The sequence below is a fragment of the Streptosporangium album genome (assembly GCF_014203795.1).
GTDB lineage: Bacteria > Actinomycetota > Actinomycetes > Streptosporangiales > Streptosporangiaceae > Streptosporangium > Streptosporangium album.
The window spans coordinates 1,107,999-1,125,598 of sequence record NZ_JACHJU010000001.1 but is presented as its reverse complement, the minus strand read 5'-3'; the positions used below and the strand labels follow the sequence as shown (position 1 = coordinate 1,125,598).

Genomic DNA, 17,600 nt, shown 5'->3' with positions numbered 1-17,600 from the left:
CTTCACGTGACCTCCAGTATCACCTACACAGCCGAGTTGGACATGCCGCGCGAGGTTGTGCTGTTTCTGGCCGGGCTGTTGCGCGCCGAGCGGGTACGGCGCCGCACCCGCGCGGGCACTCGGGCGCTGGGCGAGTTCAAGCAGGCCGTTCTGATCATCCGCTGGCTGGTGGACGGCGCTCGGATCGCCCGGCCGGCCGCCGATAACGCCATCTCGCACGCGACCTGTGATCGGTACGTCGAAGAAGGGGTCACCGTATTGAAGGCCCCGGCGCCGACGCTACAGGAGGCGCTCACGGCGGCGAAGGCCGCCGGCTACACCCACCTGCATCTGGATGGCACGCTGATCGAAACCGACCGCTGCCGCGCCCTGGGCCCGAACGGCGCCGACCTGTGGTGGAGTGGAAAACACAAGCAGCACGGCGGCAACATTCAGGTCCTGTCCAGCCCCGGCGGCGACCCGCTGTGGACTTCTGAGGTACGGCCCGGCCGTGAACACGATCTCACCTGTGCCCGCCTGCACGGCCTCCTCGACCCGCTGGCCAAGGCCGCCGAGGACGGGCTGATCACGTTGGCCGACCTCGGCTACGTCGATGCGGGTATGGGGTTTCGCCTGCCGTACAAGAGGTCTCGGGGTGGCACACTCACCGACGATCAGATCCAGTACAACAAGGTCCACGGTGCGCTCCGAGCCCTCGCCGAACGAGCGAACGCCCAGCTCAAGATGCGGTTCAAGGCACTGCGGAACGTCAGCAAGTGCCCTTGGAAGATCGGCGGTATCGTCGCCGCGGCGCTCGTCCTCTTCCACCGGGAGCAAGCTCACAAGCAGCTGTCACCCAGCGTGAACGCCGGTTGCTGACAATGACTCACTGGCTTCGACCTCAGTGGGGTCGACGGCCTCGGGGTCGGCGATGATCCGGTCAATGAGGGCAGCGCGCTGCGCGCTGACAACGGCCGCAATCACTCCCACAAGGGAGTCGATGGCCAGCATCGCGACGGCCACCCTCGCTAAACCGTGGATCGGACGCATGGGCACGGGGGGTGCTACCGGGTACACGAGAGACTCCTCAAGGAGGACAAACGGAGGTGACAGTATTCCGGTGCCCTTCCAGTCCCGACTAACGGAGTCCCTGACATGCAACCCTTCTGTGATCATGCCGGGAACACGGCCCGTCGCAGGCCCGGTGGCCATGCGGCCGGCAGCCGGGCCGGCATTCGAGCGGATCGGCGCCAGCGCGCGTAGCAGCAGATCCGTGCTCTGCCGGCCGTACCCGCACCGCCGCGAAATGGGAACGCGACAGTTCCCTTTACCCGACCTGCCATCTCGCTGTCCCCAGTGCGCGATGCTCGCCGGTCGGTGCCATTTTCCGGCTGGCCTGCGTCAGGAACATTCACCCATCCGTCTGGAGGGTGAAGCCGACCGGGAGCAGGCCGAGCAGCTCAAGGGCCACCTCGCGGGCCAGGTGCCCCTCGGTCGGACGGGGCGCCCCGAGGAGGCCGCCTCCGCCGCACTCTTCCTCGCCTCCGACCAGAGTGGCTTCGTCACCGGCACCGAGCTGTTCGTCGACGGCGGCCTCAACCAGGTCTGACCACTCGGCCGAGCCCGCTCGCACCGCCGGTGGTCGCCTGTCGGAGGCAGTGGAGCCCGGTCTTCCTTACCGCCGTGCGTCCCGCCGGGTGGGCGCCGAGCGAGATCGGACCGGGGGTACGGCCGGCACCCGGGCGCCGGCCGTACCCCCGGGGGAAGGTCAGCGCACGGGCTCCGCGTCCTCCCGGGCGTACCGGGGGAGGAGAAAGCCGGTCAGGAAGGTCAGCGCGACCATGCCGGCGACGACCCAGAAGGTGTGCTGCGCCGCGACGGTGGGGTCACCGCCCAGTGCGCCGAAGAACACGGTGCCGAGCAGGGCCACGCCGAGCGCCGCGCCGAGCTGCTGGAGCGCGGTCAGCGTGCCGGAGGCGGAGCCGGTCTCGTGCGGGTCGACGCCGGACAGCGCGATCTGGAAGTACGGGCCCATGACCAGGCCCGATCCCAGGCCGGTGACGAGCAGGGCGGGGGCGAGCCGCCAGGGGCCGGTCTCGGGACCGAGAAGCAGCAGGAGGGCGACGACGCCGGCCGCCATGATCACGGCGCCCGCCAGCAGCACCTTGCGGCCGTGCCGCTTGACCGCCTGCATGACACCCATTCCGACGATCATGCCCGCGGAGAGCGGGACACCGGCCAGACCGGCCTTCAGCGGGGTGTAGCCGAGGCCGAGCTGGGTGTAGAGGTTGAAGACCAGGCCGAACCCGGTGAACGCGGAGAAGTAGATCGTGCCGACGAACATCCCGCCGATGAACGCGCGCTTGCGGAACAGGCTCGGCGCGATCAGCGGGTCGCCGCCCCGGCGGCTCCTGCGCGACTCGTACCAGCCGAAGAAGGCGAACACCGCCACCGAAGCGGCCATCATCACGAACGTCCAGGCGGGCCAGCCGTGCTCGCGGCCCTGGACCAGCGGGAAGACGATCAGCAGCGAGCCGAGGGAGGCCAGCAGCGCGCCGGGCAGGTCGAGCCTGACCGCCCCGGACCGGCGGGTGGCGGGCAGGAACCTCATCGCGGCCGCCACCGTGACCAGGCCGAGCGGCAGGTTGATCAGGAAGATCATGCGCCAGCCGGTGCCGAAGAAGTCGGCGTCGACCAGCCAGCCCGCCAGGATCGGCCCGCCGATCGCGGACAGTCCCATGATCGGGCCGAACGCCGCGAAGGCCGACTGCAGCTCCTTGGGCGGGAACATCTCCTTCATCATGCCGAGCCCCTGCGGGACCATCGCGGCCCCGAACAGGCCCTGGACCACCCGGGCGGCGATCACGGTCTCCGGCGAGACGGCGACGGCGCAGAGCAGCGAGCCGACCACGAAGCCGGTCGCGCCGATGAGGAACATCCGCTTGCGGCCGACGATGTCACCCAGCCGCCCGCCGGTGAGCAGCCCGGCTGTCATGGCCAGCGTGTAGGCCACGCCGAGCCACTGGATCATCGAGGTCCCGCCGCCGAGGTCGGCCTGCATGGTCGGGCCGGCGATGCTGGTGACGGTGGCGTCGAGGAGCTCCATCACGGAACCGGCGAGGATCACGAAGAGCGCGGGCCAGCGCCACTTGTACGGCGCGGCCCCGGCGTGTCCGGATGCTTCCGCCGGGCGGGTGTCGAGGGTCGTCATCGCTCCTCCAGAGCATGTCGTTCGGGGACGTGGCGCCACGGGGGAGCGGTGCTCCCGCGATCGTGGGTGCGTTGAGGGGTTCTTTGGCGGAACGGTTCGATCTGTTCCATAATATCAGAACGGAATGCTTTATTCCGCAATGTGGATCGTCTCTCCGGCCGGAAGAGGGAGACCGGCGCCGGCCGTGCTCAGGTGAACACGACTTCGCGCCGGGCGGCGTCCGGGGCGACGAAGGCGAGCAGGCGCCCGGCCTCCTCCAGCACCGCCTCGCCGTCCGCCCGCGACAGCGGCCGGAAGGACGAGATGAGCAGCGTCGAGCCCTTCACCGACCAGGTCCCGTGGACGAGGCCGTCGACGAGGAAGGTGGGGAGCACCAGTGCTCTGCCGGGCATCACCCGCTTCCGGTCCTCCTCGCTGATCACGCGGGTCCGGTCGGCGTGCCCCAGGAGCAGGTTGTCGTAGGCGGGTATGAACCGCACCGGCACGGGCGCGTCCGCCTCGGCGAGGGACGCGTCGGGGAGGTCGAAGAGCTCTCTGCCCTGCCCGTCGCGGAGGACCCGCAGCCGTGACCGCATGCCGTCGACCACCTCGCGCAGCCGGGTCAGCCCGGACCAGGCCTGGACGTCCATGACGGTGGCCGGGCCGAACGCCGCCAGGTAACGGTGGATCAGCGTGTCGACCCGCGCCTCCGTCAGGGGACGGCCGATCCATGTTTCCGCGACGGTGACCGGGATCCCCGAGCGGGTGCCCCAGCCGCCCCACACACCGGCCTGCGGTCCGTGCGCCACCGGCACCTGGAGCTCCACCGCCGCGCCGAGCACGCGGCCGTCGCGGCCCGGGTAGCGTTCCGCGAGCATCCGGTTGAACTCCCGCCGGGGAAGGGTCCGGTCGGCCAGCAGTTCCCGTCCGGCTTCGGCGAGCTCGCTCAGGTCCAGCCCCGCGGTCTCCTCGGCGTAGTAGGAGGCGCGCGCGCCGCGGTCGAGGAGGGGCTGGATCGTCGGCCGCAGCCAGCGGAAGTCGTCGGCACGGGCCAGGTGCTGTGTGCGGCGCACCATCGTGGAGCGCACCACGCTCCGGTCCTGGAGCAGCTCCGTCAGATCCTCGTGCCGGAAGCCGTCCAGCCGGGTCCAGAGCCCCAGGTACGGCCAGTTGGGCTCCTGCCCCTGCATCGCGACGAGGTGTCCGATGACGTCGAGGGCGGAGCGGGAGGTACGGCGCGTCAGCAGCTGACGTTCGAGCAGCGTCCGGTTGAGGACGCGCTGGGAGAGCGCCGGCGTGCCGGTCATCTCGGATCTCCTCGGGGGGTGGTGGGGGCGCCGCCGGTGGGCGGTGGGGGCGACCGCGTCGCCGGGGGCGCGCCGGGCGCTCGTTCCCGTGTCGGCGGTCATGTTTCTCCTCTTGTCGGTCGGCCGATGGTCCGCGATCGGACCCTCGACCCGGCCGTGAGAACCACGTTAGGCTCGACAAAGGTCAGTTTCTGTCCTGAATAGCGGGGATCGTGAGGACATGGCGAACACGAGTTCACGGACGCTGCGGCTGCTCTCCCTGCTGCAGACCCACCGCTACTGGCCGGGCGGCGAGCTGGCCGACCGGCTTGAGGTGTCGGTCCGCACCCTGCGCCGCGACGTCGACCGGCTGCGCGAGCTGGGTTACCCGGTGGAGGCCCACCGGGGCGTCGACGGCGGCTACCAGCTCGCCGCCGGTGCCGTGCTTCCCCCGCTGGTGCTCGACGACGACGAGGCGGTCGCACTCGCCATCGGGCTGCAGACCGCCGCGCAGGGGGCGGTCGCCGGGATCGAGGAGTTCTCGATCAGCGCGCTCACCAAGGTCGTGCAGGTCATGCCGCCGAGGCTGCGCCGGCGGGTCGACGCGCTGCGCGCGGTGACGGTGCCCGCCCCCTCGGGCCCCGGCCCGACCGTCGGCGCGGAGGCTCTGACGGCCGTCGCCCAGGCCTGCCGGGACGAGGAGCGGCTGCGGTTCTCCTATACGGCGCGAGACGGCGCGCAGACGGCGCGCCATGTCGAGCCCCACCGGCTGGTCTCGCTCGGGCGCCGCTGGTATCTGGTCGCCTACGACCTGGTCCGCCACGACTGGCGCAGCTTCCGGCTCGACCGGCTCGACGATCCGCGCAGCACCGGGGAGCGGTTCCGGCCGCGCGAACTGCCCGCCACCGACGCCGCGGCGTTCGTCCGGGCCGGGAACGACAACGTCTCCCCGGCCTACACCGTCGAGGCGCTGGTGCACGCGCCCGCGGCGACGGTCCGTTCCATGGTCGGCCGGTGGGGGACGGTCGAGGAGGTCGACGACCGGCGATGCCGGGTACGGATGGCCACCGATGTGCTCGACTGGCCGGCGCAGGCCCTGGGCGGCATCGGCGTGGGGTTCGAGGTGCTCGGCCCGCCCGAGTTCGCCGAGCACGTCCGAGAGTGGGGCGCCCGCTTCACCCGCGCCGCCGGCGGGTGACTCGTCGGGCCGCCACGCCGTACATCAGGGTGTCGACGATCCGGATGGCGAGCGCGCCGGGGCCTGGGCCGAGGTGGGGCGGAGGGTCACCCGGGGAGTGCCGGCCGATCCGGTCGCAGTGAGGTGAGCAGCAGGTCGGCGAAGTGCTCGCCGACCTCGGCGCCCGAGAGCGGGCCCTCCGCGCTGTACCAGGTGCCCAGGTGGTGGACCGAGCCGAAGAAGAAGTCGACGACGATCTCGGCGGGGGTGTCGTCCCTGAAGGTGCCCGCGCGCTGGCCCTCGGTGACGAGGTCGCGGAAGCACTCGTGGTAGCGGCGGCGCTCGGCTCGGACGCTCTTGTAGGTGTCGGGGGCGAGCGAGTGCATGGAGCGGAAGAAGATCTTGGAGTCGTCCAGGTTCTCCACCGTGGTCCGCACGACGTCGGCGGCGGCGGCGTGCAGGCGTTCGGCCAGCGGGCCGGGACCGTCGGCGAAGTGGGTGAGCCGCTCCATCTGCATGCGCAGCACCCGCCCGTAGATCTCGTGGAGCAGGTCGTCCTTGGAGTCGAAGTAGTGGTACATGGCGCCCTTGGTGACGCCGGCCGCCGTCACGATCTCCTGCACCGAGGTGCTCTCGAAGCCCCGCTCGGCGAACAGGCGGGTGGCCTCGGCGAGCAGGCGCTGCCGTACCGGCTCCTGGTCCTGAGTCATCGATCTCCCCCAAAATGTGGTGCGGACAGCATACCGACTGGTCGGTTAACCCATGGACGGGTATCCGAGGCGTGTTAGTTGCGTCACCTTCGGATGCTTGGAGCCCCCACTTGGGTATTCCATAGTTGGGGATCTTCAGCGTCGCAGATCCGTCTCCTTGCACTCACCGACCCTTGGGGAGTTCGCTGTGCCCGGCGGATCAATCTACGTGACGCCCGACGACCAGGTTCACGGCCTGTCGCCCCAGGTCATGTACGAGCAGTTCTGGATCAAGGACGCCGACCAGCGCCGGAAGATGCGCATGGTCAAGGCCGCAGTGGGCCTGGTGGCGGGCCTGGTGCTCGCCTACCGGTTCGCGCTGCCCAGCCCCCCGGTGATCGGGATCCTGGCCGGCTTGCTGGTCGGCGCCGCCGACGCGTTCTGGGCCTGGCACTCCTACGAGGCCACCGCGGTCTGGCGGGGCAGGCGCCGCGGCGAGACCATCACCGGCAAGCTGCTCCGCCGCAAACTCCGCAGGCGCGGCTACCAGGTCCTCGACGGCCGCGCCGTGCCCGGCCAGGCGTCGATCGACCATCTCGTCATCGGCCCCGGCGGCATCTGGGTCGTCGACAACGAGGCGTGGGACCCCGACACCGAGATCGCCCGGTACGGCGAGCGGCTGTTCCTCGGCGAGAAGTACGGCACCAAGGTGGCCAAGGCGCTCGTCGACGCCTCCGACGCGCTGGCCCAGGTGCTCTCCCGCGAGTCCGGCATCCCCGTCACGATCGAACCGCTGCTCGCCGTACACGGCGGGAAGATCCGGCGGACGGTCACCGCCGAGGGGCTCACGCTGCTCAAGCCGCGCCTGGTGGCCCGCTGGATCACGCAGGGGCCCCGGGCGGAGTTCGACGGACAGCAGGTGGAACTGCTCGCCCGGACCGCCGCCCGGGTGCTGCGCCGGATGGGCTGACCGGCCCACGTCGCAGCGCCGTACGGCGAGGCGGCGTCAGCCTGGCCGCCGCGACCGCCGGCGAAGAACGCCTCGACGCGGTGCTGTGGGGCGATGCCGCCCGGCTGAGGCGGCCCCTACACGGTCGCGAGGAATTCCCGTACGGCGCGGGTGAATCCGGCGGGGTCGTCGTCGTGCGCCCAGTGGCCGCAGCCGGGCAGCTCGCGAAGCACGGTGTTCGGCCGGCGTTCGGCCATCTGCCTGGCCATCGTGGTGGGCAGGATGAGGCTGTCAAGGCCGTGCACGAACAGGGCAGGGCAGGTGGAGCCGAGCCAGTCGGCCCACCAGTCGCCGACCAGGGCCTGCTGGGAGTCCATCATGTCGGTGTAGTCGAACAGGAGCCCCCAGCCGTCGGGGTGTTCCACGGCGCTCTCCAGGAAGTAGCTCGCGTCGGGAATGCCGCGCGCCTCGATCTGGCGGCGTAGTTCGCCCAGCGTGGCCGCCCGGCACGGCCAGTCGCGTATGTCGAGCACCGGGTGAGGCACCTCCGGCTGCCGGTTGAGCGCGCCGCCCTCCTCGACGACCAGCGCGCGGACCAGCTCGGGGTGCCGTGCGGCCAGATGGAAGGCGGTCACGCCGCCCATCGAGTGGCCGAGTACGATCACCGGGCCGAGGCCGAGCCCGCGCAGGAACTCCGCGGCGTCGGCCACGTAGGCGTCCTGGCTGAAGTCGCCGTCCCCACGGTCGCTGTGACCGTGACCGCGCTGCTCCAGCGCGATCAGCCGGTACTCGGGTGCGAGGGCGGCGGCCAGCGGCGCGAACGCCCTGGCACGGCCGAAGTGGCCGTGCAGCGCCAGCACCGGCCTGCCTTCACCGCCGAAGTCGACCGAGGCCAGGCGTAGGCCGCGCACGCGCGTCAAGGTTTCAACGGCCATCATTGTCCGTCCTTCCGTGTGTTTCGGTACGGCTCGCGCAGGGCGAGCGCGGTCAGCGCCGCGGTGGCGATCGCCAGACCTGCGGCGACGAGGGTGGCCTGGCCGAACCCGCCGTCGAAGGCGTCCCGGGCCGCGTGCCGTCGTGCGTGAATCTTCTCGCGGGCGATGGTTCACAACCAGGGAGCGCCCGTGGGGGTAGAGGCTCTTATGACTGCCGCTATTACGCGAGTGGATGGGATGGCAAGCCCAAGTACGAACTGTGGGTTCTGAAGTAGCGACTGGTTAACCCAGCGCCTTCGGAGTGTCCGGACGCCCCAACGAGTGCCCGATCAGGGTCACCCGGTCGGCGGAGGTCACCCCGCCACCTGGAACCAGACCGACCTGCCTGCCTCGTCGTCGTGGCGGGAGCCCCACGCGGTGGCGAGCAGATCCACCAGCCACAGGCCCCGGCCGCCGTTGGCATCGGCGTCCGGCACGTGCACGGCCGGGCTGCTGGTGGCCGAGCCGTCGTCGGTGACCTCCACGTGGCGCCCGGAGCGGATGACCCCGGGGTGGTGTCGTCGTGGGGGCTGGTCTGCTCCTGCGATCTCATGCGGTCACCTCGGCCATGACGATGTCGGCCGCGTTGTCGGCCTCGGCCAGCACCCATTCGCCCCGCCGCCACAGGCGCGCCCACCACGGCCGCCAGGTGAACACCCAGCCGCAGTAGCGCCGGATGACCGTGATCCGGGCCAGAGTGCCGGCCGTCGAGTGGATCTCCAGGATGGGCTGCCCGGTCACCGGCAGGACCAGCGAGGTGCGCACCCCGAGAGTGCGCAGGTCCCAGCCGAGCCGCACCAGGTGGATGAACCGCTCCTGCTGCTCCGCGGTCGTGGGATTCGGGGGCTTCCGGTGAATGCGGGCGGAACGGGAAAGGCTGTTTTCCTGATCGCGCATTACTCGTTCTTCTCCTGTCCGAAGGGGCTCTTCCCGCTTTCTTTTCCTTCCTGCCGGAAAGAGAAGGCGTGTGCTTAGATTGCCCTTGCGGCAGGTGGAACAATGGCCGGACCGGTGGGCTGATGGATGGCAGGTAATGTCAGGCATCGGTCTGTCGAAACCGGCCTCTGGTATTGCCGTCGGAGTGGAAAGTCCGTTTTTCTCTTTTGGGGAGGAATGCGATGAGCGTCGAGCCTTTTCCGGTCCCGATTCCCCTCGGGTGCGGTTCGGTGCCGAGATGCGCCGCCTGCGCGAGGAGGCCCAGCTCTCCCAGGCCGCCGTGGCCTCCCGGCTGGGGTGCACGCAGACCCAGGTGAGCCGTCTGGAGGCCGCCACCCGGACGCCGTCGAAGTCCGACGCCGAGCGGCTGGACCGGCTCTTCGGCGCGGGCGGCGGCACGCTCTTCGCCGGGCTGCACCGGCGCCTCATCGCCCGTCCGGGCAGCCCGGCCTGGTTCACGAGCTGGGCCGAGGGGATCGAGCCCACCGCCCTGGTCCTGCGCTCCTGGGACCCGCTGCTCGTCCCCGGTCTCCTGCAGACGGAGTCCTACGCCCGCCACCTTTTCGCCCATGGCCCCCGGGCTACTCCTGATGAGGTTGAAGAGCGTGTTCAGGCCCGCATGCGGCGTGGCCAGATCCTCGACAAGGACAATCCTCCTCTGCTCCTGGTCCTCATCGACGAAGGCGTCCTGCGCCGCCGGGTCAATGGCCCGGAGGTGATGCGTGAACAGCTCGGCTACTTACTGGAGGTCGCTCAGCGGCCCGCCATCTCTATTCAGGTCGTCGATTCGGAGTGCATGTCTGGACTGGCCGGGCCTTTTATGATCGCTGAGCTTCCGAACGGGCAGCCAGGCATCATCCACGCGGATTCCCCGGTACAGGGGCAGGTTACGACTGACCCTATCTATGTGACCTCGATATGGAACCGCTATGAAGCGATACGCCGATGGGCTTACCCTGATCACATGTCCCTCAAAATGATCGAGGAAGCGAGACGGGAATGGACCTGAGTGCTGCCGTGTGGCGGAAGTCATCGTGGTCTTCGGACAACGGCGGGCAGTGTGTCGAGGTCGCTTCCAATGTGCCCGGTGCGGTCGCGGTCCGTGACAGCAAGGACCCCGACGGACCCAAGCTGCTCTTCACCCCCGCCGAGTGGCGGTCTTTCGCCGGCGGCGTCAAGGCCGGAGACTTCGACCGTCTGACCTGATTATCGGGATGGACCCGTACCGACCGACCTTCACCCTCAGGCGAGATTCCTGACAGCCGGGCCCGCACAGCGCGGCGGGAGGTCTGGGCGGTCCGTCAGCGTGCCGGGAGGAGTCTCTCGGTGATGGCCTGGAGCCGCCTCGCCGCGCCCTTGTCGAAGGATCCGTTCTCCACGCTGATCCGCCGTCCCTCCACGAAGGCGCTCAGCGGTTGCGCGGGCGGCGCGTCGATCGCGGTGGTGATCGGGGGAAGGGCCGCCTCCACCGGCTTCGCGTACTTCTTCATCGCCTCGATGTGCTCCAGCGCCCTCGCGTCGTACACACCGGAGAAACTGGTCGCCGTGACGCCCGGGTGGATCAGGACGTATCGGATGCCGCTCGCCCCGTACTTCTCGGCGAAGGCGACGCCGAGCAGGTCGTTCAGCTTGCCTCCCTGTCCGAGTGCCGCGCCGCCGTCGTAGTCGCGCCTGAGTTCGAGGTCGTCCCAGTTGACCACGGACAGGCTCGCGCCGGGCCCGGCCACGTTCACGACGACCGGGTTGTCCGCCTTCTCCAGCGACGCGGCGAGACCGTGCCCGAGCAGATAGCGGCTCAGGTAGAACAGCGCGAAGTTCTCCTCGAATCCCTCGACCGTCTCCACGCGTTCCGTGCGGTAGTGCCGCGCGCACAGCACCAGCGTGTCCACCACCGGGAATCGGGCCGTGACCTCCTCGATGACCCTTCCGCTCTCCGCCGTCAGGCTCAGGTCCGCTTGGACGAAGAAGGCCCGTTCTCCGGCGCCCATCTCCGGGGCGGCGTCGAGGAACGCCCGCCCCTTTCCCGCACTGCGGCCGATGACGACGACCGTGTCACCTCGCCGCAGGCAGGTGGCGGCGAGCGCCTTCCCGATTCCGTCCGTACCACCCGCGATCACAACAGTCTTCACCTGACGCCTCCTTGAGAGAATTGAACTGACGGGTGCATTTTATTGGTCATCTCAGTACGTTGGCAACGAGCGAGTGCAGTCAAATGCACTGGCTGGTGCAGTGAGGGATACGAGCGGGTACGGTGGCGGGATGAGCGGAGTGAGGACTTCGGCGACGCCGGGACGAGCGGTCTCCCATGGGCGCATCGACAAGCGGGAGGCGATCCTGAGCGCCGCGTTCACCGTGTTCGCCGACCGGGGCTATGCCCGGGCGTGCATGGAGGAGATCGCGGAGGTGGCGGGTGCCGCCAAGCACACCGTCTACAACCACCTCGGTGACAAGGAGACGCTCTTCCGCCACGCGATGGGGGCGGCCTCGGCCGAGGTGATGGCCGAGAACCTGGCCGTGGTGGAGCGACTGCTCGATGACGGCGACGGCGATGTGCGGGCCAAGCTTGAGAACGTGGCTTACCGGCTGCTGCTGCGGTGTTGCGACGACCGGTCCCAGGCTGGGCACCCGGAGCGTTCCCGACGCAGAGCTGCGGATCGTGAGCCGCGCGGCGGTCGCCACGTTCCTGCGGGCCTTCGGCGCGGACCGCTGACCCTTCCCTGGAAACGCTCTTCGCCCCGCTGTTTCTCGCGACGCTGATCCGCAGCGGGGACTCGCCGTCTCTATGGGAAGCCGCTTGATATGACGGAGATGGAGGAATGTTCTCATCATGTCAAGCGTCGGGGACATGGCGGCGTACCCTGTTCGGGTCGCTCAGCGGATGGCGCGGCAGATGCGGCGGCTGGCTGAGCGAACACCACCGCAGCGGGAGCGCTATGTTGACCTGCTGCGCGCCGTCGCGATCACGGCGGTCGTCGTCGGGCACTGGCTGGCGATCTATGTGACTCGCGACGGCAAGGGCTTCCAGGGCGGGAGCATCCTCCAGGTCGCCTCGTGGACCCGCCCGCTGACGTGGCTGTTCCAGGTGATGCCCCTGTTCTTCCTGGTCGGCGGCTTCGCGAACGCCGCGTCCTTCACCTCCCATCTCAGGCGGCGCGGCAACGCCACGGGCTGGGTGCTGGGCCGGAGCGCTCGGCTTCTGCTTCCGACAACGATGCTGCTGGGCGGCATGGTGGTGGCGGCCCTGACGGCCGGGGCCCTGGGTGCGGAGCCCACTCTGATCGGCACGGCGGTCTGGCTGGCCTCGATTCCGTTGTGGTTCCTGGTCGCCTACATCGCCGTGATGGTCCTCACCCCGCCGATGTACGCCCTGCACCGTCGTGCGGGTCTGGCCGTGCCGATTGTCCTGGCGGCCCTGGTCGGCGGGGGCGACCTGGCCCGTCTGGTGCCGGCCGTTCCCTACGTGGGTCAGGCGAACTTCCTGCTCGCCTGGCTGGCTGTGCATCAACTCGGTTTCGCCTGGCAGGACGGGCGCCTGTCATCCCGCCGGAGCGTGGCTCTGCCGATGGCGGCGGTCGGGTTCATCGCTCTCGTGCTTCTCACGGTGGTCGGCCCCTATCCGGTCAGCATGGTGGGGTTCGGGGAGGAGAAAGTACAGAACACCTCCCCGCCCACGCTGGCCCTCCTGGCTCTGGCCGTCACGCAGGCGGGAATCGCCTTGTGGATGCGTGACCGGGGGAACCGGTGGCTGCAACGGCTGGGTCCGTGGACCGTCGTCGTGGCGGTCAACTCGGTGATCATGACGCTCTTCCTCTGGCACATGACCGCCGTCGTGATCGGTGTCCTGGCGCTTTACGGAACGGCGGTGATGCCCGACGCCACGCCCGGGTCGGCACTCTGGTTGCTCCTGCGCGTTCCCTGGCTCGCCTGCCTGGCGCTGATCCTCGCCCTTCTCGTCGCCGTGTTCGGGCGTTTCGAGCAGCGTACGAGGTTGCGGGCCGATTCTATGAGTGTGGTGAGGGGCGTGTTGCCCACGGCGCTGACGATCGCCGGGGTCGGTGCCGTGCTCGCCGGGCTTCTGGCCCTCGCCCTGGCCGGTCTGGGCTACCACGGACCGGCGGGCCTGCCCGTGAAGGTGCTGGTCGCCTACTTCGGCGGTGTTGCCGTACTGGCTTTCGTCCGTTGGCGGTATGCGCATCCGGCGCAGGAGTGATCGGGTCAGAACATCCTGGAGCCGCCCGCGGTCCGATCCGCGAACACCTGCGGCGACCGTCCCATCCGCCGTTCGGCAAGAAGGCGTCGATCACCGTGAATCGTCAGGCGAGTTCCTCGACGAAGGCCGCGAGCTGGACGACGTTGCGGCATTCGTGCATCGGGACGACCTCGCCGTAGGCCGTGGCCAGCGAGTCGCCGGTGTCCCACTGACTCATCGGCTCCGGGTTGAGCCAGTAGACGTGCCGGGCCTCCTCACTCAGCCGTCGCAGCGTCTCCAGCGCGGGCCGCTGGTAGTTGGAGCGCGCGTCGCCCAGGATCAGCAGGGACGTCTTCGGCCCGACGGCGTCGCCGTACCGCTCGGCGAACCTCTCGAACGCGTTGCCGTAGTTGGTCCGGCCGAAGCGCACCATGTCGGCCTCGGCGGCCAGCCGGGTCATGGCCTCGGCCACGTCGGCGCCGGGGACGAAGAACCGGGTGATCTCGTCCACGGTGTCCACGAAGCCGAACGCGCGGACCTTGGCGAACTGCTCGCGCAGCGCGTAGGTCAGCAGCAGCGTGAAGTGGGCGAAGGAGGCGACCGAGTCGCTGGTGTCGCAGAGGATGACCAGCTCGGGCCGGTGCGGGCGGCGCGGCTTGTTGAAGACGGTCAGCGGCACGCCGCCGCTGGACAGCGAGGCCCGCACGGTCCGGCGGAAGTCCAGGCGGCCCCGGTGGCCGAGCCGGTGCTTGACGGTCAGCCGGGTGGCCAGGCGGCGGGCGAGCGGGTGGACCTCCCGGCGCAGCCTGGCCAGGTCGGCCTTCGTCACCCGCAGGAAGTCGAGCTGTTCCAGTGGAGGCCGTACGGCGGAGCGCGCGATCCGCTCGATCCCGGAGTCCTCGGCGATCCGGCGGCGCACGTCGGTGGAGACGGCGTCCTCGAAGCGCCTGGTGTTCTCGCCGATCCGCTGCCGCGCGACCTTCTCGGCCAGACCGCCGCGTTCCCGGCCGGCCAGCACCTCCGCCAGCAGCCGGGCCATGAGCGTCTCGGGGGAGAGCGCTCGCAGCACCGAGTAGGAGAACCAGTTCTGCCGCCCCGGCCCGGCGGTCTGGCGGCCGAACCGCTCCACCATCGCGCGGGCGAACTCGTTCATCCCATCGGCGCCCAGCAGCAGCTCGGCCAGCCGGTCCCGCAGCTGTGGGACCTCCGCGGTCTCCAGGTCCAGGGCGTCCGGGTCGCCTTCCGAGCCTCCCGGGCCTTCCGGGCCTTCCGTGCGCGAGCCGGAAAGTCCGGTGGTCGAGGCGGGGAACCACAGGTCGAAGAGCGTGTCGAAACCCGGCCGGTGCGAGGGCCGCTTGACCAGGGTCGAGGCGTAGGCGGCGCGCAGCGACTCCCGCTCGGCCAGGTCGATCACCTGCAGCGCCCGCGCCGCGTCCAGCCCCTCGGCCAGCGACACCGGCAGCCCGGCCTCGCGCAGCGCGTGCACGAAGCCGACATGCCGGTCAAGAAGACTCACAGCGCCAGCTCCTTGCGGGCGCGGGTCTGGTCGGCGGCGTGCTTGAGCACCACGCCGAGGGTGGCGCCGACCGTCTCCGCGTCCAGCTCGGTCCGGCCCAGCGCGAGCAGCGTGTGGGCCCAGTCGACGGTCTCGGCGATCGAGGGGGACTTCTTCAGCTCAAGGGCGCGCAGGGTGGCGACCGTACGGGCGAGCTGCTCGGCCAGGCCCGCCTCGATCGCGGGCACCTGCGCCAGCACGATGTCGCGCTCGCGTTCCGGCGCCGGATACTCCAGATACAGGTAGAGGCAGCGCCGCTTCAGGGCCTCCGACAGCTCGCGGGTCGCGTTGGAGGTCAGCACCACGTACGGCCGGCGCACGGCGGCGATCGTGCCGAGCTCGGGGATGGTGACCTGGTAGTCGGAGAGGATCTCCAGGAGCAGGCCCTCCACCTCCACGTCGGCCTTGTCGGTCTCGTCGATCAGCAGGACCGTCGGCGTCTGCGACCGGATCGCCCGGAGCAGGGGCCGCTCCAGCAGGAACTCCTCGGTGAAGATGTCGTCGTGGGTGGCGTCCCAGTCCTCGCCGTTGCCGGCCTGGATGCGCAGGAGCTGCTTCTTGTAGTTCCACTCGTACAGCGCCCTGGCCTCGTCGAGCCCCTCGTAGCACTGCAGCCGGACGAGTTGGGCCCCGGTCGCCGCCGCCACGGCCTTGGCGAGCTGGGTCTTGCCCACCCCCGCGGGCCCCTCGGCCAGCAGCGGCTTGCCGAGCGCGCCGGCCAGGAAGACCGAGGTCGCGATGGAGTCGTCCGTGAGGTAGTCCACGGCGCTGAGCCGCTCCCGGACGTCGGCGGGCGAGGCGAACCACATGTGCACTCCCAGTACAGGACCGAATGTTGTTCTACCTTAGTCGCTGATCTCCGCTGATTTCGAAGCGTCCGGCGAAGTGCGCTATCCTTCAAGGGCTTCACGCGCCGCTAGCTCAGTTGGTTAGAGCAGCTGACTCTTAATCAGCGGGTCCGGGGTTCGAGTCCCTGGCGGCGCACCGGCAGAAAGCTCAGGTCAATGCATTTGGCCTGGGCTTTCTTGTTTGTGTGACCATCCTGACGGGTCCGTCGGCCATCCACGATCGCGCTCAGCGGTGAGTGTGGCGAGGAAGTCGTCGACGAGCTCGATCTGGTGCTCCGCCGGGAACCTTTCCGGGGCGAAGAGCGCCTGCACCACCAGGCCGTGCGTGAAGGACAGCGCGGTCGCCGCCAGCCGCTGCGCATCGGCCAGGGTGGGCAGCTCGCCCAGGCGCTGCGCGTCTTCGATCGCGGTGCACAGCCCCGCGCGGATGCGCTCATACCGGGTGGCCTGCGCGGCGAAGAGCGCGGGGTCGGAGAGTGCCACGTCCCAGGAGCCGACCCAGATCCGGTTCATCGCCACACCCTCCGATGTCAGCGGGAGGATGTCGAGCATGTGGGCGCGCAGCGTGGGCAGTCCGATCGCGGGCGCCTTCAGGCGCGGGCGCTGCTGCGTGCGTGCCTCCAGGATGTCGAGGGCGTGGGCGATCAGCTCGTGCTTGCCTGCGAAGTAGTGCGTGACGAGCCCGGTGGAAGCCCCCATGGCCGCCGCGACCGCGCGCAGGGTGAGGCCGGCGAACCCGTGCTCGGCGAGGACCCGCCAGACCGCCTCGGAGACGTCGTGGCGGCGGGCGTCGTGGTCGGTGCGGGGGGGGCTCATGGCCTACTAGTCTACATACCGAACGTTTGTTATGAATTTTCCCGGAGGCCCGATGTTCGCCCTTTCCCTCACCGCCCGCGCTGAGCTGCGGCCGCTTGAGCCGTGGCTGGCCGAGGAGTTCCTCGACCACCTCGACCGGGCGCGTGAGAACATCTCGCCGTGGGTGTCGCCGACGTTCGTCGCCACCGACCTCGCCGAGGCCCGTGCGGTGTTGCGGCGCTACGCCGACAGGCGGTCACAGGACGCGGGTGGCATCTGGGGGATCTGGCTGGAGGGCACACTCGTCGGTGGCGTGATGTTCGTGTCGTTCGACACCGCGCTGGGCGTCTGCGAGGCGGGCTGCTGGCTCGAACCCGGCGCGGAGGGGCACGGGCTGATCACTCGCGCCATCGAGCGGATCGTCGACTGGGCGGTGAGGGAGCGCGGCATCCAGCGCGTCGAGTGGCGGACCAACGCCGACAACGTGCGCAGCATCAACGTCGCCAAGCGGCTGGGCATGACCCGCGACGGTACCCTGCGGCAGGTCTACCCGGGCGAGAGCCGGCGCATCGACATCGAGATCTGGTCGGTACTCGCCGACGAGTGGCGCGCCCGCGGGGCGCGGAGCGACGCGGACAAGGCCGAGATCGACGAGCTGACGGCGGCCTTCTTCCGCCTGTTCGCCAACGCGGGCGGCGCTCGCCCGGACGTCGGTGTGATCCGCCGGCTCTTCGTCCCGGGGGGAATCATCGTCAAGGGCGGACCGCAGCAGGAGGTCTACGACCTGGACTCGTTCGCCGAGCCGCGACAGAAGCTGCTGACCTCGGGCGAGCTCACCGAGTTCGCCGAGGAGGAGATCTGGGAGCGCACGGAGATCTTCGGCGACGTCGCGCAACGGTTGTGCCACTACCGTAAGCGCGGCGTTCACCTCGGCAGGCCATTCGCCGGGGCGGGGACGAAGAGCATCCACTTCCTGCGCACGCCGGAAGGCTGGCGGATGGCCGCCCTCTCCTGGGACGACGACCGGTGAAGG

General features: G+C 69.9%; 20 protein-coding genes and 1 tRNA gene. 10 read left to right on the top strand and 11 right to left on the bottom strand.

The window, feature by feature from the left end; all coding sequences use genetic code 11:
* Nucleotides 1-42: 42 nt before the first annotated feature.
* The gene (locus tag FHR32_RS05325; protein WP_184756372.1) at nt 43-858 is read left to right on the top strand and encodes an HARBI1 family protein; all 816 of its coding nucleotides are present in this window, start codon (nt 43-45) and stop codon (nt 856-858) included.
* On the opposite strand, the gene FHR32_RS44060 is transcribed toward FHR32_RS05325, so the two are convergent.
* Nucleotides 832-990 (bottom strand): hypothetical protein, encoded by a 159-nt coding sequence (locus FHR32_RS44060; RefSeq protein ID WP_184753266.1) that lies wholly within the window; start codon nt 988-990, stop codon nt 832-834. The genes FHR32_RS05325 and FHR32_RS44060 overlap by 27 nt on opposite strands.
* 352 nt (nt 991-1,342) lie before the next feature.
* Here FHR32_RS44060 and FHR32_RS45750 point away from each other — a divergent pair, with 352 nt between their 5' ends.
* Entirely contained in the window at nt 1,343-1,588 is a 246-nt protein-coding gene (locus tag FHR32_RS45750; RefSeq protein ID WP_281390835.1) for an SDR family oxidoreductase, read from the top strand.
* Between the two features lie 159 nt (nt 1,589-1,747).
* Here the strand turns inward: FHR32_RS45750 and FHR32_RS05310 are convergent, their stop codons facing one another.
* Both FHR32_RS05310 and FHR32_RS05305 read right to left on the bottom strand, forming a co-directional pair.
* Nucleotides 1,748-3,190, bottom strand: a complete 1,443-nt coding sequence (locus FHR32_RS05310) for an MFS transporter (protein WP_184753265.1) — start codon at nt 3,188-3,190, stop codon at nt 1,748-1,750.
* A gap of 188 nt (nt 3,191-3,378) precedes the next feature.
* Nucleotides 3,379-4,578, bottom strand: coding sequence for a winged helix DNA-binding domain-containing protein (locus FHR32_RS05305; RefSeq protein ID WP_246465989.1), 1,200 nt, complete (start codon nt 4,576-4,578; stop codon nt 3,379-3,381).
* A gap of 118 nt (nt 4,579-4,696) precedes the next feature.
* Here FHR32_RS05305 and FHR32_RS05300 point away from each other — a divergent pair, with 118 nt between their 5' ends.
* Entirely contained in the window at nt 4,697-5,653 is a 957-nt protein-coding gene (locus tag FHR32_RS05300) for a helix-turn-helix transcriptional regulator (protein ID WP_184753264.1), read from the top strand.
* An 86-nt stretch (nt 5,654-5,739) separates the two neighbouring features.
* Here the strand turns inward: FHR32_RS05300 and FHR32_RS05295 are convergent, their stop codons facing one another.
* A complete protein-coding gene (locus FHR32_RS05295) occupies nt 5,740-6,342 on the bottom strand; it encodes a TetR/AcrR family transcriptional regulator (protein WP_184753263.1) in 603 nt (200 codons plus the stop codon).
* A gap of 187 nt (nt 6,343-6,529) precedes the next feature.
* Between FHR32_RS05295 and FHR32_RS05290 the strand changes: the two genes are divergently transcribed.
* On the top strand, nt 6,530-7,291 hold the full coding sequence (locus FHR32_RS05290; protein ID WP_184753262.1) for a nuclease-related domain-containing protein: 762 nt from the start codon (nt 6,530-6,532) through the stop codon (nt 7,289-7,291).
* Between the two features lie 116 nt (nt 7,292-7,407).
* Here FHR32_RS05290 and FHR32_RS05285 read toward each other — a convergent pair whose 3' ends face one another.
* From FHR32_RS05285 to FHR32_RS05275, 3 genes are all read right to left on the bottom strand, one after another.
* Nucleotides 7,408-8,208 (bottom strand): alpha/beta fold hydrolase, encoded by an 801-nt coding sequence (locus FHR32_RS05285; protein WP_281390834.1) that lies wholly within the window; start codon nt 8,206-8,208, stop codon nt 7,408-7,410.
* 350 nt (nt 8,209-8,558) lie between these two features.
* Nucleotides 8,559-8,729 carry an ATP-binding protein gene (locus FHR32_RS05280; RefSeq protein ID WP_184753261.1) on the bottom strand — a complete coding sequence of 57 codons (171 nt, stop codon included), beginning with the start codon at nt 8,727-8,729 and terminating at the stop codon, nt 8,559-8,561.
* 64 nt (nt 8,730-8,793) lie between these two features.
* Nucleotides 8,794-9,141, bottom strand: a complete 348-nt coding sequence (locus FHR32_RS05275) for a hypothetical protein (RefSeq protein ID WP_184753260.1) — start codon at nt 9,139-9,141, stop codon at nt 8,794-8,796.
* A 136-nt stretch (nt 9,142-9,277) separates the two neighbouring features.
* Here FHR32_RS05275 and FHR32_RS05270 point away from each other — a divergent pair, with 136 nt between their 5' ends.
* Both FHR32_RS05270 and FHR32_RS05265 read left to right on the top strand, forming a co-directional pair.
* Complete coding sequence (locus FHR32_RS05270; protein ID WP_184753259.1) at nt 9,278-10,189, top strand: helix-turn-helix domain-containing protein; 912 nt, start codon at nt 9,278-9,280, stop codon at nt 10,187-10,189.
* Entirely contained in the window at nt 10,180-10,386 is a 207-nt protein-coding gene (locus FHR32_RS05265) for a DUF397 domain-containing protein (RefSeq protein ID WP_184753258.1), read from the top strand. The genes FHR32_RS05270 and FHR32_RS05265 overlap by 10 nt, the downstream gene beginning before the upstream one ends.
* Nucleotides 10,387-10,481: 95 nt before the next feature.
* Here the strand turns inward: FHR32_RS05265 and FHR32_RS05260 are convergent, their stop codons facing one another.
* The gene (locus FHR32_RS05260) at nt 10,482-11,309 is read right to left on the bottom strand and encodes an SDR family NAD(P)-dependent oxidoreductase (protein WP_184753257.1); all 828 of its coding nucleotides are present in this window, start codon (nt 11,307-11,309) and stop codon (nt 10,482-10,484) included.
* 130 nt (nt 11,310-11,439) lie between these two features.
* On the opposite strand from FHR32_RS05260, the gene FHR32_RS05255 reads away from it, so the two are divergent.
* The gene (locus tag FHR32_RS05255; protein WP_221465268.1) at nt 11,440-11,937 is read left to right on the top strand and encodes a TetR/AcrR family transcriptional regulator; all 498 of its coding nucleotides are present in this window, start codon (nt 11,440-11,442) and stop codon (nt 11,935-11,937) included.
* A 70-nt stretch (nt 11,938-12,007) separates the two neighbouring features.
* The gene (locus FHR32_RS05250; RefSeq protein WP_246465987.1) at nt 12,008-13,390 is read left to right on the top strand and encodes an acyltransferase family protein; all 1,383 of its coding nucleotides are present in this window, start codon (nt 12,008-12,010) and stop codon (nt 13,388-13,390) included.
* Between the two features lie 103 nt (nt 13,391-13,493).
* On the opposite strand, the gene FHR32_RS05245 is transcribed toward FHR32_RS05250, so the two are convergent.
* Together FHR32_RS05245 and FHR32_RS05240 are read right to left on the bottom strand one after the other, a co-directional pair.
* A complete protein-coding gene (locus FHR32_RS05245) occupies nt 13,494-14,885 on the bottom strand; it encodes a vWA domain-containing protein (RefSeq protein WP_184753256.1) in 1,392 nt (463 codons plus the stop codon).
* Complete coding sequence (locus FHR32_RS05240; protein ID WP_184753255.1) at nt 14,882-15,733, bottom strand: AAA family ATPase; 852 nt, start codon at nt 15,731-15,733, stop codon at nt 14,882-14,884. Before FHR32_RS05240 ends, FHR32_RS05245 begins: the two co-directional genes overlap by 4 nt.
* 101 nt (nt 15,734-15,834) lie before the next feature.
* Between FHR32_RS05240 and FHR32_RS05235 the strand changes: the two genes are divergently transcribed.
* Nucleotides 15,835-15,908, top strand: a tRNA-Lys gene (locus FHR32_RS05235).
* 17 nt (nt 15,909-15,925) lie between these two features.
* Here FHR32_RS05235 and FHR32_RS05230 read toward each other — a convergent pair.
* On the bottom strand, nt 15,926-16,588 hold the full coding sequence (locus tag FHR32_RS05230; RefSeq protein WP_184753254.1) for a TetR/AcrR family transcriptional regulator: 663 nt from the start codon (nt 16,586-16,588) through the stop codon (nt 15,926-15,928).
* A 52-nt stretch (nt 16,589-16,640) separates the two neighbouring features.
* Between FHR32_RS05230 and FHR32_RS46580 the strand changes: the two genes are divergently transcribed.
* Complete coding sequence (locus tag FHR32_RS46580; protein WP_184753253.1) at nt 16,641-17,597, top strand: GNAT family N-acetyltransferase; 957 nt, start codon at nt 16,641-16,643, stop codon at nt 17,595-17,597.
* Nucleotides 17,598-17,600: the final 3 nt, after the last annotated feature.

Bases quoted from the DNA above. Each gene is read 5' to 3' on its own strand.
- FHR32_RS05230 (WP_184753254.1), bottom strand. From the start codon at position 16,588: ATGAGCCCCCCCCGCACCGACCACGACGCCCGCCGCCACGACGTCTCC.
- FHR32_RS44060 (WP_184753266.1), bottom strand. From the start codon at position 990: ATGCTGGCCATCGACTCCCTTGTGGGAGTGATTGCGGCCGTTGTCAGC.
- FHR32_RS05265 (WP_184753258.1), top strand. From the start codon at position 10,180: ATGGACCTGAGTGCTGCCGTGTGGCGGAAGTCATCGTGGTCTTCGGAC.
- FHR32_RS05325 (WP_184756372.1), top strand. From the start codon at position 43: ATGCCGCGCGAGGTTGTGCTGTTTCTGGCCGGGCTGTTGCGCGCCGAG.
- FHR32_RS05305 (WP_246465989.1), bottom strand. From the start codon at position 4,578: ATGACCGCCGACACGGGAACGAGCGCCCGGCGCGCCCCCGGCGACGCG.
- FHR32_RS05300 (WP_184753264.1), top strand. From the start codon at position 4,697: ATGGCGAACACGAGTTCACGGACGCTGCGGCTGCTCTCCCTGCTGCAG.
- FHR32_RS05295 (WP_184753263.1), bottom strand. From the start codon at position 6,342: ATGACTCAGGACCAGGAGCCGGTACGGCAGCGCCTGCTCGCCGAGGCC.
- FHR32_RS05250 (WP_246465987.1), top strand. From the start codon at position 12,008: ATGTCAAGCGTCGGGGACATGGCGGCGTACCCTGTTCGGGTCGCTCAG.
- FHR32_RS05240 (WP_184753255.1), bottom strand. From the start codon at position 15,733: ATGTGGTTCGCCTCGCCCGCCGACGTCCGGGAGCGGCTCAGCGCCGTG.
- FHR32_RS05285 (WP_281390834.1), bottom strand. From the start codon at position 8,208: ATGATGGCCGTTGAAACCTTGACGCGCGTGCGCGGCCTACGCCTGGCC.
- FHR32_RS46580 (WP_184753253.1), top strand. From the start codon at position 16,641: ATGTTCGCCCTTTCCCTCACCGCCCGCGCTGAGCTGCGGCCGCTTGAG.
- FHR32_RS45750 (WP_281390835.1), top strand. From the start codon at position 1,343: ATGCTCGCCGGTCGGTGCCATTTTCCGGCTGGCCTGCGTCAGGAACAT.
- FHR32_RS05310 (WP_184753265.1), bottom strand. From the start codon at position 3,190: ATGACGACCCTCGACACCCGCCCGGCGGAAGCATCCGGACACGCCGGG.
- FHR32_RS05275 (WP_184753260.1), bottom strand. From the start codon at position 9,141: ATGCGCGATCAGGAAAACAGCCTTTCCCGTTCCGCCCGCATTCACCGG.
- FHR32_RS05270 (WP_184753259.1), top strand. From the start codon at position 9,278: ATGTCAGGCATCGGTCTGTCGAAACCGGCCTCTGGTATTGCCGTCGGA.
- FHR32_RS05255 (WP_221465268.1), top strand. From the start codon at position 11,440: ATGAGCGGAGTGAGGACTTCGGCGACGCCGGGACGAGCGGTCTCCCAT.